Raw genomic sequence first — 14,413 nt, 5'->3', positions numbered from 1 at the left:
AGGTAACTCCATGCGCCTGATCAACCGACACCCCGACCGCGGTGGCCGCCTGCTGCTGGTGCTGCTGCCGTTCGCTCTGCTGCTGTTCGCCTACTTCATTGGCTCGGCGCAGCGCCAGGCAGACAACCCCAACGACAAGCTGCTGCCCAGCGCCACGCAGATGGTCGCCGCCGTCGACCGCCTGGCCTTCACCGCGGACAAGCGCAGCGGCGACTACCTGTTCTGGCAGGACAGCGGCGCCAGCCTGGCGCGGCTCGGCATGGGCATCGGCATCGCCGCGCTGGCCGGCCTGTGCTTAGGGATAGCCGCCGGCAGCCTGCCGCTGTTCGGTGCGCCGCTGTCGCCCTTGCTCACCGTGCTATCGATGGTGCCGCCGCTGGCGATCCTGCCGATCCTGTTCATCGTCTTCGGCCTCGGCGAATTGGCCAAGGTGATGCTGATCGTCATCGGCATTACTCCCGTCTTGGCCCGCGATCTCGAGCAGCAGGCCCGGCAGATCCCGGCCGAGCTGCTGATCAAGGCGCAGACCCTCGGCGCCAGCACCTGGACGCTGATCCTGCGCGTGGTGCTGCCGCAGCTGCTGCCGCGCCTGCTGATCGCCCTGCGCCTGGTGCTCGGCTCGGCCTGGCTGTTCCTGATCGCCGCCGAAGCCATCGCCGCCACCGACGGCCTCGGCTACCGGATCTTCCTGGTGCGCCGCTACCTGGCGATGGACGTGATCCTGCCCTACGTGCTGTGGATCACCCTGCTCGCCTGGCTGATGGATCTGGGCCTGCGCCAGCTCACCCGGCTGGCCTTCCCCTGGTATGAAGGAGCCAAGGCATGACCGCGTTCCTGGAAGTGAAGAACGTCTGGCAGGAATACGCTGACCAGGTAGTCATCGAGCGCCTGAACCTGAGCATCAGGGAAGGCGAGTTCTGCACCCTGGTCGGCGCCTCCGGCTGCGGCAAGTCGACTTTCCTGCGCCTGCTGCTCGGCCAGGAACGCCCCAGCCGCGGCGAGATCCTGTTGGACGGCCAGCCGCTGGCCGGCGAGCCGGATGCCAGCCGCGGCATCGTGTTCCAGCGCTACACGGTATTCCCGCACCTGTCGGTGCTCGACAACGTCGCCCTCGGCCTGGAGTTGCCGCGCTCGAAGCTGCTCGGCCGCCTGTTCGGCAGCGCCAAGCGAGAGGCACGCGAGCAGGCCGCCGAAATGCTCTGCAAGGTCGGCCTCGGCCACGCGCTGGACAAGTACGCCACCCAGCTGTCCGGCGGCATGCAGCAGCGCCTGGCCATTGCCCAGGCGCTGGTGATGAAGCCGCGCGTGCTGCTGCTCGACGAGCCGTTCGGCGCCCTCGACCCGGGCATCCGCAAGGACATGCACGCCCTGCTGCTGGAGCTGTGGCGCGAGACCAACCTGACCGTGTTCATGGTCACCCACGACCTCGCCGAAGGCTTCAGCCTCGGCACCCGCCTCTTGGTGTTCGACAAGGTGCGCGTCGACCCGCACGCGCCCAACGCCTACGGCGCGCGGGTGACCTACGACATCCCCCTCAACGCCGACCGCCGCGCCGCGCGCGCCGCCGTCGACGCCCTGCCCGCGCATATCGGCGCCGGGCTGCAAACCGCGCTGTAAAGGAGCTACTCCATGACCGCATCCCTGACCCTGCGCCCGACCCTGTACGAGGAACTCGTCCCCGGCGGCGGCCACACCTCCTTCGTGCTCAAGCGCGGCCAACTGCTGCGCATCACCGATATCGAAGGCGGCGCCAACGTCAGCCTTCTGCTGCTCTCTGCCTCCGAGAAGAGCGAGCGCCTCAACCTGCCGGACACCCTCAAGTGCCAGCACACCGCCAAACTGACCGCCGGCCACTGCCTGTACTCGGACATGGGCCGGGTGCTCGCGGCGATCACCGCCGACACCTGCGGCTGGCACGACAGCTTCGGCGGCGTGCTGAATGCCGAGGAAGTACGCGAGAAGTACGGCGCCGGCCGCTACCAGGAGCTGCGCAACGGCTTCTACCGCAACGGCGTCGACAACCTGCTGGTCGAGATGGGCAAGTGGAACCTCAATCTGCAGGACCTGTTGATGACCCTCAACCTGTTCAGCAAGGTCGGCGTCGACGAGGACGGCGCCTTCGCCTTCGAACCCGGCAACTCGCGCGCCGGCGACTACGTCGAGCTGTATGCGCCGATGGACACCCTGGTGGTGCTCACCGCCCTGCAGCACCCGCAGGACCCCAACCCGGTCTACTCGCCCAAGCCGGTGCAGCTCACCTGGCATCGCGTCGACAGCGACGGCATCAGCGTGCTGTGCCGCACCTCGCGCCCGGAAAACGGCCGCGGCTTCCACAACACCGAACGCCTGTATATCTGAGGTCCGGCCCATGTCCCTGATCGAAAGTACCCTGCATCCCGAAGCTGCCCTGTACCGCCACACCATCCCGGCGGGCGAGCCGTTCCTGTGCGAAGTGAAGGCCGGGCAGACCGTGCGCCTGCTCGACCTGGAGGGCAACCAGGCGGTCGACACCCTGTTCTTCTCGGCCCGCAACCCGCGCGAGCGCTTCGACCCGCAGCGCACCCTGCGCCGACAGAACAACGTCTACCTGACCACCGGCACGGTGCTCTACTCCAACCTCGGCAACCCGCTGCTGACCATCGTCGCCGACACCTGCGGCCGCCACGACACCCTCGGCGGAGCCTGCGCGCAGGAAAGCAACACCGTGCGCTACGCCCTCGACAAGCGCTACATGCACAGCTGCCGCGACAACTTCCTGCGCGCCAGCCTGCACGACGGCCGCCTGGAGAAGCGCGACATCGGCGCCAACATCAACTTCTTCATGAACGTGCCGGTCACCCCCGAGGGCGGCCTGACCTTCGCCGACGGCATCTCCGCGCCGGGCAAGTACGTCGAGCTCAAGGCGCATATGGACGTGATCGTGCTGATCTCCAACTGCCCGCAGCTCAACAACCCGTGCAACGGCTGGAATCCGACGCCGGCCGAGGTGCTGGTGTGGGACTGACGGTGAATGACGCTGCGCGGTCATCTTCCCTACGAAAGTTTTGGCAACCGTAGGGTGGATGGCCACCCCGTGGAAAGCCCGCGAAGCGGTTTTCCACCGATCCGAGACGCCTCGTAATGGTGCAGCCTGTAGTCAACGCACATCCGTAGGGCAAGCCTCCCCCGCGAAGGCCCGCAAAAGCCGGAAAACCGGCGCTGGCCCGCAAATTGCTGTGTTGATTGCACCGTGCTCGCCCCGGCCAGCACGCTCCTGAATCCGCTCATATCGAGCCTCCAACCACGGACGACCGTGGTGCAGAAGATTTCCGGCGGGACGACCCGCCACTGCATGGTGGCCTCCTCCATGTTCGCCAAACTCCTGATCGCCAACCGCGGTGCCATCGCCTGCCGCATCCTGCGTACCCTGCGCGCCCTGAACGTCGAGGGAGTGGCCGTCTACTCCGAAGCCGACACCGCCAGCCTGCATATCCAGCAGGCCGACGAGTCGTTCAGCCTCGGCGAAGGCCCGGCCTCCTCCACCTATCTGGTGGTCGACAAGATCCTCGACGTCGCCCGGCAGAGCGGGGCCAGCGCCATCCACCCCGGCTATGGTTTTCTCTCCGAGAACGCGGCGTTCGCCGAGGCCTGCGAGGCTGCGGGCATCGCCTTCGTCGGCCCGACACCCGAGCAGCTGCGCGTGTTCGGTCTCAAGCACACCGCCCGTGCGCTGGCCAAACAGCACGGCGTGCCGATGCTGGAAGGCACCGAACTGCTGGACAGCCTCGATGCGGCGCTGACGGCTGGTGAGCAGGTCGGCTACCCGGTGATGCTGAAAAGCACCGCCGGCGGCGGCGGCATCGGCATGCGCGTGTGCCGCTCGGCCGCCGAACTCTCCGAAGCCTTCGAGGCGGTCAAGCGCCTGGGGCAGAACAACTTCAGCGATTCGGGCGTGTTCATCGAGAAGTACATCCAGCGCGCCCGCCACCTGGAAGTGCAGGTGTTCGGCGACGGCAAAGGGGAAGTGCTGGCCCTCGGCGTGCGCGACTGCTCGGTGCAGCGGCGCAACCAGAAGGTACTGGAGGAAACCCCGGCGCCCAACCTGCCGGCCGGCATGGCCGAGGAACTCTGCGCCGCGGCGATCAAGCTGGCGAAAGCGGTGAACTACCGCAGCGCCGGGACGGTCGAGTTCGTCTACGACAGCGAGGCCGCGCGCTTCTACTTCCTCGAGGTGAACACCCGCCTGCAGGTCGAGCACGGCGTCACCGAGCAGGTGTGGGGCGTCGATCTGGTGCGCTGGATGATCGAGCTGGCCGCCGGCGACCTGCCGCCGCTCGGCGAGCTGGCCAAAAGCCTGAAACCCGCTGGCCACGCCATCCAGGCACGCCTGTACGCCGAGGACCCGGGCCGCGACTTCCAGCCCTGCCCCGGCCTGCTCACCGCCGTGGAGTTCCCGGCCGCCGATGGCCAGAGTCTGCGCATCGACACCTGGGTCGAGGCCGGCTGCGAGATCCCGCCCTACTTCGACCCGATGATCGCCAAGGTCATTACCTGGGCGCCGAGCCGCGACGAGGCCCGCGCCGCGCTGGACCGCGCACTGCTTGAGACCGTGCTGTACGGCGTGGAATCCAACCGCGACTACCTGCGCCAAATCCTCGCCGATGCGCCCTTCGCCACAGGCAACCCGTGGACCCGCTGCCTGGAAAATCTCGCCTACCGGGCCACCACCTTCGAGGTGCTCGGCGCCGGCACCCAGACCACGGTGCAGGACTACCCCGGCCGCCTCGGCTACTGGGCGGTCGGCGTGCCGCCGTCGGGGCCGATGGACGACCGCGCCCTGCGCCTGGGCAACCGCCTGCTCGGCAATGAAGAAGGCGCCGCCGGCCTGGAAATCACCATGAGCGGGCCGACCCTGCGCTTCAACTGTGATGCGGTGGTGGCGGTGACCGGCGCAGCCATTCCCGTGCAGCTCGACGGCGTGGTGCAGCCGCTGCATACCGCGCTGCTGGTCAAGGCCGGCAGCAGCCTTAGCCTCGGCACTATTGCCGGCGCCGGTGCGCGCAGCTATCTGACCGTGCGCGGCGGCCTGCAGCTGCCGGACTATCTGGGCAGCAAGAGCACCTTCACCCTCGGCCAGTTCGGCGGCCACGGAGGCCGCGCCCTGCGCGCCGGCGACGTGCTGCACCTCGCGCCACTGGCCGATACCAGCGCCGGCGCCACACTGGCCGCCGAGCTGTGCGGCGAACTGCCGAGCGTGCGCACCCTGCGGGTGATCTACGGCCCCCACGGCGCGCCGGAGTACTTCACCTCGGCCTATATCGACACCTTCCTCGCCACCGACTGGGAAGTGCACTTCAACTCCAGCCGCACCGGCGTGCGCCTGATTGGTCCGAAGCCCGAGTGGGTGCGCGATAGCGGCGGCGAGGCCGGCCTGCACCCGTCGAACATCCACGACAATCCGTACGCCATCGGCGCGGTGGACTTTACCGGCGACATGCCGGTGATCCTGGGGCCAGACGGCCCGAGCCTGGGCGGCTTCGTCTGCCCGGTGACGGTGATCGAGGCCGACCTCTGGCAGCTCGGCCAGCTCAAGGCCGGCGACAAGGTGCGCTTCGTGCCGGTCGCCATCGAGACCGCGCGCGCCCTGGCCTGGGCACGCCGCGAAGAAGTCGGGGCGAATTCATTCGCCTATGCGCAGGCGGCAGAAGCGGCGAATGAATTCGCCCCTACCACGCCCATCGTGCTGGATATCGGCCGGGACGACACCCGTCTGGTCGCCCGTCTCTCCGGCGACACCCACCTGCTGCTCGAGATCGGCGCGCCGGAGCTGGACCTGGTGCTGCGCTTCCGTGGCCATGCGCTGATGCAGGCCCTCGAAGCCGAAGCGCTGGACGGGGTGATTGACCTGACGCCGGGCATCCGCTCCCTGCAGGTGCACTACCAGCCGGAAACCCTGCCGCTGGCCGTGCTGCTCCACACCGTCGCCGGCCTGTGGGACGCGGTATGTGGCGCCCAGGACCTCAAGGTGCCATCGCGCATCGTCCACCTACCGCTGTCCTGGGACGACCCGGCCTGCCAGCTGGCGATCGACAAGTACATGACCACGGTGCGCAAGGACGCACCCTGGTGCCCGAGCAACCTGGAGTTCATCCGCCGCATCAACGACCTGCCCAACCTCGACGAGGTGCAGCGCACGGTGTTCGACGCCAGCTACCTGGTGATGGGCCTCGGCGACGTGTACCTGGGCGCGCCGGTGGCCACCCCACTCGACCCGCGCCATCGCCTGGTCACCACCAAGTACAACCCGGCGCGCACCTGGACCGCGGAAAACTCGGTGGGCATCGGCGGCGCCTACATGTGCGTGTACGGCATGGAAGGCCCCGGCGGCTACCAGTTCGTCGGCCGCACCCTGCAGATGTGGAACCGCTACCGCGAGGTCGCGGCGTTCCGCGGCAAGCCGTGGCTGCTGCGCTTCTTCGACCAGATCCGCTTCTACCCGGTGAGCGCGGACGAGCTGCTGCGCATTCGTCGCGACTTCCCGCTCGGCCGCTTCGAGCTGCGCATCGAGGACAGCGAGCTGCATCTGGCCGACTACCAGGCCTTCCTCAATGAAGAAGCCGAGGGCATCGCCGCGTTCCGCGCCCAGCAGCGCGGCGCCTTCGCCGCCGAGCGCCAGCGCTGGATCGACTCCGGCCAGGCGCACTTCGAGGTGGAGGAAGTCGGCCCGGACCTGGGCGAGGACACCCCGCTCGGCGCCGGCCAGCACGGCATCGACAGCCACATCGCCGGCAACCTCTGGCAGGTGCAGGTGGAGGAAGGCGCCACGGTGCAGGCCGGCGACGTGCTGGTGATCCTTGAGTCAATGAAGATGGAGATCCCCCTCACCGCCCCGGTCGGCGGCGTGGTCCGCGAGGTCCGCGTGCAACCCGGCTCGCCGGTGCGCGCCGGCCAGCGGGTGGTGGTGCTGGAGGAGGCGTGAGCGACACGCCACTGATCGTTCCCACGCTCCCGCGTGGGAACGCAGCCCGGACGCTCCAGCGTCCAGAAGCAGGCTCCCACGCCGGAGCGTGGGAGCCATCGGAAACGCCGAGACAACCGTAGGGTGCGCCGCGCGCACCACAAGATTCACGGGTGCGCACGGAGCACCCTACACCGTGCCATGGCACGGCAGGAACAAGGAAACCGACCATGCACCACGAATTCGACCTGCGCCTCGACGCCCTGCGCGCCGCCTACCTGGACGGCCGCACCACCCCGCGCCAGTTGCTCGCCGCCCTGCGCGCGCGCGCCGCAGAACTCAACCCCGAGTTCAACCTGTTCATCCACCTGCTGACCGCGGAAGAAATCGAACCCTACCTGGCCGCCCTCGACGGCAAGTCCCCCGCCGAGCTGCCGCTGTACGGCGTGCCCTTCGCCATCAAGGACAATATCGACCTGGTGGGAATCCCCACGACAGCCGCCTGCCCGGCCTTCGCCTATGTGCCCGAGCGCAGCGCGACCATAGTCGCGCAGCTGATCGCCCTCGGCGCGGTGCCGCTGGGCAAGACCAACCTCGACCAGTTCGCCACCGGCCTCAACGGCACCCGCTCGCCCTGGGGCGAGTGCCGCAACAGCGTGCACCCGGACTATCCGTCTGGCGGCTCCAGCTCCGGCTCCTCGCTGGCGGTGGCCCTCGGCCTGGCCAGCCTCGCCCTCGGCACCGATACCGCAGGCAGCGGCCGGGTACCGGCGGCGCTGAACAACCTGGTCGGCCTCAAGGCCAGCAAGGGACTGATCTCCACTACCGGGGTGGTGCCGGCCTGCCGCACCCTGGACTGCGTGACCTACTTCACCGCGACGGCCCGCGAGGCAAGTACTCTGCTGGCTCTGACCGCCAAGCTGGATGAGCGCGACGAATACAATCGCGCCAACCCGCTGTGGAACGACGCCTCGGCCTTCGGCGCGCCGCGGCCGTTCCGCTTCGGCGTGCCGCGCGCTCAGGATCTGCAGTTCTTCGGCTGCGCGGAAGGCCCGCTGCAATTCGCCGCGGCGGTGAAGCAACTCGAAGCCCTCGGCGGCACGCCGGTGGAACTCGACTTCTCGCCGTTCCTCGAAGCCGCGCGTCTGCTCTACGAAGGCCCGTGGGTGGCCGAGCGCTACAGCGTGGCCGGCGAACTGCTGGAGACGAATCCCGAGGCGGTGCTGCCGGTGATCCGCGCGGTGCTGGCCAAGGCGCCGGGCGCCACGGCGGTCGAGGTATTCCGGGCCCAGTACCGCCTGCAGGCGCTCAAGGCGCAGTGCGACCGGCTCATGGCCGATCTGGACTGCGTGCTCACCCCGACCATCGGCCGCCCGGTGACCTTGGCCGAGCTGCACGCCGAGCCGGTGCTGCGCAACTCCGAGCTGGGCTACTACACCAACTTCATGAACCTGCTGGACTACGCCGCAGTGGCCGTGCCGACCGGGGTGATGAGCAACGGCCTGCCGTGGGGCGTGACCCTGTTCGGCCGCGCCTTCACCGACCAGTACCTGCTGGGTCTGGCCGACGCCGTGCAGCGCCGGCATGCCCTGCCGCTGGCCGGCGGCCGCGCGATGGACCTGTCGGCGCCGGCCTCGGCGGCGCGCCACGATCTGGCCCGCGTGGTGGTGTGCGGCGCGCACCTGGCCGGTCTGCCGCTCAACTGGCAACTGGTGCAGCGCGGCGGCCGGCTGGTCGAGGCCACCCGCAGCGCGCCCCATTACAAGCTCTACGCCCTGGCCGGCGGCCCGCCGCTGCGCCCGGGCATGGTCCGCGTGACCGAAGGCGGCGCGGCCATCGCCGTGGAGGTCTGGGAACTGCCGAGCAGCGAGCTGGGCTCCTTCCTCACCGGCATCCCGGCGCCGCTGGGCCTGGGCAAGGTCGAGCTGGCGGACGGGCGCTGGGAAACCGGCTTCATCTGCGATGCGTACGGGCTGGAGGGTGCCGAGGACATCAGCCATTTCGGCGGCTGGAGGGCGTGGCTGCAGGCACGCTGAGCGACGGCCCCCTCGCCATCCATAGGGGGCGCAACCGTAGCCGGCAGCGGCTCAGGCGAGTGCGCGCCGGCATTGCCCCCGGCAGGCACTCGCCCGGTAGCCGCCCGCAGACTGACCGGCAGCCGGCGCACATCCGGCGCATTGGCTATCCTCAAGCACCGAGCGATCCCCCGCTTGCCTGCCGTGCCGACTGCGTCGGCGCGGTCCTGCACCGATGCCGGGACCTCGCCCTTCGCTGGGCACATCCCGCTCGGCGCGTTCAGCCCAACCTACCCAGGAGGCTCGTATGTTTCGCAAACTCGCTGCCATCTCCCTGCTCGGTCTGTTCAGCGCGCCCCTCTGGGCGGCCGAATGTTCAGTGGACATCCAGGCCGCCGACCAACTGCAGTTCAACACCAGCGCCATCAGCGTGGACAAGAGCTGCAAGACCTTCACCGTCAACCTCGCCCACACCGGCCAGATGGCGAAGAACGTGATGGGCCACAACTGGGTACTGAGCACCAGCGCCGACATGCAGGGCGTGCTGGCCGACGGTACCGGCGCCGGCCTCGACAACAACTACCTGAAACCCGACGACACGCGGGTCATCGCCCACACCAAGGTGGTCGGTGGCGGCGAGAAGGACACGGTGACCTTCGAGGTGGCCAAGCTCAAGGCTGGCGAGCAGTACATGTTCTACTGCAGCTTCCCGGGCCATGCCGCGCTGATGAAAGGCACTCTCGAACTGAAGTGATCCTCCCGACAGGAAACGCTCCAGCCTGAGCGGACCGATCTGTCTCCCCAAAAGCCCCGGCCCCGTCAGGTCGGGGCTTTTTTTGCAGCTCGCACTGGATTGGCGCAAAAAAACGCCTGACGCACAGGATGTGATCCCGATGGCAATCGATCCGATGGTATAAACGGCTGTCTTCGCTTGTTGAGCTAAATTCAAGCAAACCTCTCGGATCTGCAGCCGGCCGCTCTGCCAGCACATGCTGGTCGGGCCGCACGCGCCGGTGCTGTGCAATGACCCAATGAATGGATACGCCTCGATGATTACCCTGAACCTGAATGGCAAGGATCACCCGCTCGATGTAGCGGAGGACATGCCCCTGCTGTGGGCCATACGCGACGTCGTCGGTTACACCGGCACCAAGTTCGGCTGCGGCATGGGCCAGTGCGGCGCCTGCACCGTGCACCTCGACGGCCAGGCCGTGCGCGGCTGCCTCACCCCGGTCGGTCAGGCGGTCGGCAAACGGGTGACCACCATCGAGGGCCTGCAGGACGACCCGGTCGGCAAGGTGGTGCAGCAGGCCTGGCTGGACAATGCCGTGGCCCAGTGCGGCTACTGCCAGGGCGGGCAGATCATGGCGGCCACCGCGCTGCTGCAGGGCAACCGCAATCCCGACGAGGGGCAGATCAAGGCGGCCATGGTGGGCAACATCTGCCGCTGCGGCACTTACAACCGGATCAGGACGGCCATCGCCAGCGCCGCCGACAAGCTCAAGGAGGGCCAGGCATGAGCATCCAGGAACGCGAAGACCTCAATCAGGATGACATCGTCGTCGCCAACCTCAGCCGCCGCGGCTTCCTCAAGGGCCTGGCCGCCACCGGCGCGCTGGTGATCGCCGCCAACTGGGGCATGCCCAACGCCTTCGCCGCCGCCAAGAAGAACGTGTTCGGCGCTGACGCCATGCCCCACGGCTGGGTCGACAGCCCCAAGGTGTTTCTCAGCATCGCAGCCGACGGCCTGGTGACCTTCGTCTGCAGCCGCTCGGAAATGGGCCAGGGCGTGCGCACCAGCCTGGCCATGGTGGTGGCCGACGAGCTGGAAGCCGAGTGGGAAATGATGCGCGTGGTGCAGGCACCAGGCGACGAGACGCGCTATGGCAACCAGGACACCGACGGCTCGCGCAGCATGCGCCACTGGTTCGAACCGCTGCGCCGCTGCGGCGCCGCCGCTAGACAGATGCTCGAGCAGGCCGCCGCCAAGCAGTGGCAGGTGCCACTGGCCGAGTGCAAGGCGCAGGGCCACAAGGTGCTGCACACCCCCAGCGGACGCAGCCTGGGCTACGGCGAACTGGCCGAAGCCGCTGCCGCGCTGGAAGTGCCGCCGCGCAAGAGCCTGCGCCTGAAGAAGCCCGAGGAGTTCCGCTACATCGGCAAGGAAGCGACCCGTGCCATCGACGGCGCCGACATCGTCCAGGGTCGCGCCCAGTTCGGCGCCGACGTGCGCTTCGACAACATGCTGTACGCGGTGATCGCCCGCCCGCCGGTCTACGGCGGGACCCTGAAGAGCCACGATGCCAGCGCCGCGCTGCAGGTGCCGGGGGTGGTGAAGGTGGTGGAAATCGCCGCCACGCCGATCCCTTCCGAGTTCCAGCCGCTGGGCGGCGTCGCCGTGGTGGCCGGCAACACCTGGGCGGCGATCAAGGGCCGCGAGGCGCTCAAGCTGGAGTGGGACGACGGCGCCAACGCCGCCTACGACTCCCCCGCCTATCGCCAGACACTGAGCAAGGCCGCCCGCGCAGCGGGCAAGCGCGTGCGCAACGTCGGCAACGTCGACGCCGCGTTCAAGAAGGCCAGGCAGGTACTGGAGGCCGAATACTACATTCCGCACCTGGCCCAGGCGGCGATGGAGCCGCCGGTGGCTACCGCCCGCTTCGCCGACGGGGCCTGCGAAGTATGGGCGCCCAGCCAGGCGCCGCAGGCCACCCGCGAGCGCATCGCCAAACGCCTGGAGCTGCCGGTCGACAAGGTGACGGTCAACGTCACCCTGCTCGGCGGCGGCTTCGGCCGCAAGTCCAAGCCCGACTTCATCATCGAGGCGGCGCTGCTGGCCAAGGAGTTCCCCGGCCGGCACGTGCGCGTGCAGTGGACCCGTGAGGACGACCTGCAGCACTCCTACTTCCACACCGTGTCGCTGGAATACCTGCGCGGCGCCCTGGATGCCAAGGGCCAGCCCAGCGCCTGGCTGCATCGCAGTGCGGCGCCCAGCATCGGCGCGCTGTTCGGCCCCGACCCCAAGCACCAGGGGCCCTTCGAGCTGGGCATGGGCTTCGTCAACCTGCCCTACCGCCTGCCCAACCTGCGCCTGGAAAACCCCGAGGCCGCCGCCCACACCCGGGTCGGCTGGTACCGCTCGGTCAGCAACATCCCCCACGCCTTCGCCGTGCAGAGCTTCATCGCCGAGCTGGCGGCAGCGGCCGGCAAGGATCACCGCGACTACCTGCTGGAGCTGCTCGGCCCGGCCCGCAAGATCGACCCGGCCAGCCTCGGCGACAGCTGGAACTACGGCGAGTCGCCCAAGCAGTATCCGCTCGACACCGGCCGCCTGCGCGCGGTGGTCGAGGAGGCCACCCAGCAGGCCGGCTGGGGCCGGGAGCTGCCCAAGGGCCACGGACTGGGCCTGGCCGTGCACTACAGCTTCGTCACCTACGTGGCGGTGGTGCTGGAGGTGGAAGTGCGCACCGACGGCGCGCTGCTGGTGCACAAGGCGACCATGGCGGTGGACTGCGGCCCGCAGATCAACCCCGAGCGCATCCGTTCGCAGATGGAAGGCGCCTGCGTGATGGGCCTCGGCAATGCCGCGCTCAGCGAGATCAGCTTCAAGGGCGGCCAAGTGGAGCAGAGCAACCTGCACAACTACCAGGTAGCGCGCCTGCCGCTGGCACCGCGGGAAATCGCCGTGCATATGGTCACGCCCAAGGGCGAGGTGCCGCTGGGCGGGGTCGGCGAGCCGGGCGTGCCGCCGATCGCTCCGGCGCTGTGCAACGCGATCTTCGCCGCCACCGGCAAGCGCATCCGCGAGCTGCCGATCCGCAACCAGCTGATGGACTGGCAGGTCTGATGGACAGCGTCGACCTCAACGTCCTGCGCAGCGTGCTGGCCTGGTGCCAGGCCGGCCAGCGCGTGCGGCTGTACACCGTGGTGCAGACCTGGGGCAGCGCGCCGCGCCCGCCGGGAGCGATGCTCGCCGTGCGCGACGACGGCATGCTGATCGGCTCGGTGTCCGGCGGCTGCATCGAGGACGACCTGCTCGAGCGCCTGCGCGACGGCCGCAGCGCCGCCGGCGGAGCGGCGGTGCAGCTGGTCACCTACGGCGTCAGCCGCGAGGAGGCCGCACGCTTCGGCCTGCCCTGCGGCGGCACCCTGCGCCTGACCGAGGAAGACGTCGGCGATGCCAGCTGGGTCGCGGAGCTGCTGGCGCGCTGCGAGAACCACCGCCTGGTGGCCCGCGAGCTGGAGCTGGCCAGCGGCAGGGTCACCCTGCACGACGCCCTGCCCGGCGACAGCCTGCAGTTCGATGGCGAGCGCCTGCGCGCGGTGTACGGCCCGCGCTGGCGCCTGCTGCTGATCGGCGCCGGCCAGCTGTCGCGCTATGTCAGCGAGATGGCGCGCATGCTCGACTTCGAGGTGCTGATCTGCGATCCGCGCGAGGAATTCGCCTTCGGCTGGGAAGACAGCCACGCGCGCTTCGTTCCCGGCATGCCCGACGACGCCGTGCTGGCCATCGCGCCGGACGAGCGCACCGCCATCATCGCGCTGACCCACGATCCGCGCCTCGACGACATGGCCCTGCTCACCGCCCTCGGCTCGCGCGCCTTCTACGTCGGCGCGCTGGGGTCGCGGGTCAACAGCCAGAAACGCCGCGAGCGCCTGGCCTATCTCGGCCTGGCCGCTGCCGACATCGCGCGCCTGCACGGCCCAATCGGCCTGCCCATCGGCAGCCACACGCCGCCGGAAATCGCCCTGTCGCTGCTAGCCGAAATCGTCGCCCTGAAGAACGGCACCGCGGTCAGCCGGCCGGTACGCCAGCAGCAGGCCTGCGGCCAGCCGGCATGAGCGGCGTCTGCGCCGTGCTGCTGGCCGCAGGCCGCGGCAGCCGCTACCGCGAACTGGCCGGCCCGCAGGCCGACAAGCTGCTGGCGAGCTGTTGCGGCCGCGATGGCTGCCAGCGCCCGGTGCTGGAACATGCCGTGCTGGCCTTTGCAGGTCAGGTGGAGCGCCTGCTGCTGGTGACCCGCCCGGACAACACCGACGTACTCGCCCTCGCCCGGCGCCTCGACGTTGAAGCCCTCACCCTGGCCTCGGCCGGCATGGGCGACAGCCTCGCCGCGGCGGTGCGCCACAGCGCGGACAGCGCCGGCTGGCTGATCGCCCTCGGCGACATGCCGTTCATCCTGCCGGGCACCGTCGCCCGGGTGGTGCAGGCGCTGGACGATGACGCCATCGTGGTGCCGACCTGCGACGGCAACTTCGGCCACCCGGTCGGTTTCGGCCGCCGCCATGGCCCGGCCCTGGCCGCGCTGAGCGGCGAGCGCGGGGCCAGAGGCCTGTTGCAGGACAACCCGCTGCGCGAGCTGGCGGTCGACGACGGCGGGGTGCTGTGGGACGTGGATACGCCGTCAAGGCTCGCATTCGCCGGTTAGCCGCCTGCCGTTGCTGCGATCTGGCGCATGGT

At 69.3% G+C, this 14,413-nt stretch carries 11 protein-coding genes; all 11 read left to right on the top strand.

Features of this window, described 5'->3' with window-relative positions:
• The first annotated feature begins 10 nt into the window (after positions 1-10).
• The 11 genes from KRX52_RS08590 to KRX52_RS08540 all read left to right on the top strand — a co-directional run bounded on the left by KRX52_RS08590 (position 11) and on the right by KRX52_RS08540 (position 14,381).
• Positions 11-826 carry an ABC transporter permease gene (locus KRX52_RS08590; RefSeq protein ID WP_217681323.1) on the top strand — a complete coding sequence of 272 codons (816 nt, stop codon included), beginning with the start codon at positions 11-13 and terminating at the stop codon, positions 824-826.
• Positions 823-1,617: an ABC transporter ATP-binding protein gene (locus KRX52_RS08585; protein WP_217681322.1), complete on the top strand. Its 795-nt coding sequence runs from the start codon at positions 823-825 to the stop codon at positions 1,615-1,617. The genes KRX52_RS08590 and KRX52_RS08585 overlap by 4 nt, the downstream gene beginning before the upstream one ends.
• A 12-nt stretch (positions 1,618-1,629) precedes the next feature.
• Complete coding sequence (locus KRX52_RS08580) at positions 1,630-2,358, top strand: urea amidolyase associated protein UAAP1 (protein WP_217681321.1); 729 nt, start codon at positions 1,630-1,632, stop codon at positions 2,356-2,358.
• A gap of 10 nt (positions 2,359-2,368) precedes the next feature.
• Entirely contained in the window at positions 2,369-3,004 is a 636-nt protein-coding gene (locus KRX52_RS08575) for an urea amidolyase associated protein UAAP2 (protein WP_217681320.1), read from the top strand.
• A 342-nt stretch (positions 3,005-3,346) separates the two neighbouring features.
• Positions 3,347-6,958, top strand: coding sequence for an urea carboxylase (gene uca, locus KRX52_RS08570; RefSeq protein WP_217681319.1), 3,612 nt, complete (start codon positions 3,347-3,349; stop codon positions 6,956-6,958).
• Positions 6,959-7,167: 209 nt separating this feature from the next.
• Positions 7,168-8,973, top strand: coding sequence for an allophanate hydrolase (atzF, locus tag KRX52_RS08565; RefSeq protein ID WP_217681318.1), 1,806 nt, complete (start codon positions 7,168-7,170; stop codon positions 8,971-8,973).
• Between the two features lie 286 nt (positions 8,974-9,259).
• Positions 9,260-9,706, top strand: coding sequence for an azurin (azu, locus tag KRX52_RS08560; protein ID WP_217681317.1), 447 nt, complete (start codon positions 9,260-9,262; stop codon positions 9,704-9,706).
• Between the two features lie 295 nt (positions 9,707-10,001).
• Complete coding sequence (locus KRX52_RS08555; RefSeq protein WP_217681316.1) at positions 10,002-10,472, top strand: (2Fe-2S)-binding protein; 471 nt, start codon at positions 10,002-10,004, stop codon at positions 10,470-10,472.
• Positions 10,469-12,799 carry a xanthine dehydrogenase family protein molybdopterin-binding subunit gene (locus tag KRX52_RS08550; RefSeq protein WP_217681315.1) on the top strand — a complete coding sequence of 777 codons (2,331 nt, stop codon included), beginning with the start codon at positions 10,469-10,471 and terminating at the stop codon, positions 12,797-12,799. The genes KRX52_RS08555 and KRX52_RS08550 overlap by 4 nt, the downstream gene beginning before the upstream one ends.
• Positions 12,799-13,794, top strand: a complete 996-nt coding sequence (locus tag KRX52_RS08545) for an XdhC family protein (RefSeq protein WP_217681314.1) — start codon at positions 12,799-12,801, stop codon at positions 13,792-13,794. Before KRX52_RS08550 ends, KRX52_RS08545 begins: the two co-directional genes overlap by 1 nt.
• The gene (locus KRX52_RS08540; RefSeq protein ID WP_217681313.1) at positions 13,791-14,381 is read left to right on the top strand and encodes a nucleotidyltransferase family protein; all 591 of its coding nucleotides are present in this window, start codon (positions 13,791-13,793) and stop codon (positions 14,379-14,381) included. Before KRX52_RS08545 ends, KRX52_RS08540 begins: the two co-directional genes overlap by 4 nt.
• Positions 14,382-14,413 lie beyond the last annotated feature (32 nt).

The sequence above is a fragment of the Geopseudomonas aromaticivorans genome (genome assembly GCF_019097855.1).
Taxonomy (GTDB): Bacteria; Pseudomonadota; Gammaproteobacteria; order Pseudomonadales; family Pseudomonadaceae; genus Geopseudomonas; species Geopseudomonas aromaticivorans.
Note: the sequence above shows the minus strand (reverse complement) of the source record. Positions and strands in the feature narration are given on the sequence as shown.

Bases quoted from the DNA above. Each gene is read 5' to 3' on its own strand.
- KRX52_RS08590 (WP_217681323.1), top strand. From the start codon at position 11: ATGCGCCTGATCAACCGACACCCCGACCGCGGTGGCCGCCTGCTGCTG.
- KRX52_RS08585 (WP_217681322.1), top strand. From the start codon at position 823: ATGACCGCGTTCCTGGAAGTGAAGAACGTCTGGCAGGAATACGCTGAC.
- KRX52_RS08580 (WP_217681321.1), top strand. From the start codon at position 1,630: ATGACCGCATCCCTGACCCTGCGCCCGACCCTGTACGAGGAACTCGTC.
- KRX52_RS08575 (WP_217681320.1), top strand. From the start codon at position 2,369: ATGTCCCTGATCGAAAGTACCCTGCATCCCGAAGCTGCCCTGTACCGC.
- uca (WP_217681319.1), top strand. From the start codon at position 3,347: ATGTTCGCCAAACTCCTGATCGCCAACCGCGGTGCCATCGCCTGCCGC.
- atzF (WP_217681318.1), top strand. From the start codon at position 7,168: ATGCACCACGAATTCGACCTGCGCCTCGACGCCCTGCGCGCCGCCTAC.
- azu (WP_217681317.1), top strand. From the start codon at position 9,260: ATGTTTCGCAAACTCGCTGCCATCTCCCTGCTCGGTCTGTTCAGCGCG.
- KRX52_RS08555 (WP_217681316.1), top strand. From the start codon at position 10,002: ATGATTACCCTGAACCTGAATGGCAAGGATCACCCGCTCGATGTAGCG.
- KRX52_RS08550 (WP_217681315.1), top strand. From the start codon at position 10,469: ATGAGCATCCAGGAACGCGAAGACCTCAATCAGGATGACATCGTCGTC.
- KRX52_RS08545 (WP_217681314.1), top strand. From the start codon at position 12,799: ATGGACAGCGTCGACCTCAACGTCCTGCGCAGCGTGCTGGCCTGGTGC.
- KRX52_RS08540 (WP_217681313.1), top strand. From the start codon at position 13,791: ATGAGCGGCGTCTGCGCCGTGCTGCTGGCCGCAGGCCGCGGCAGCCGC.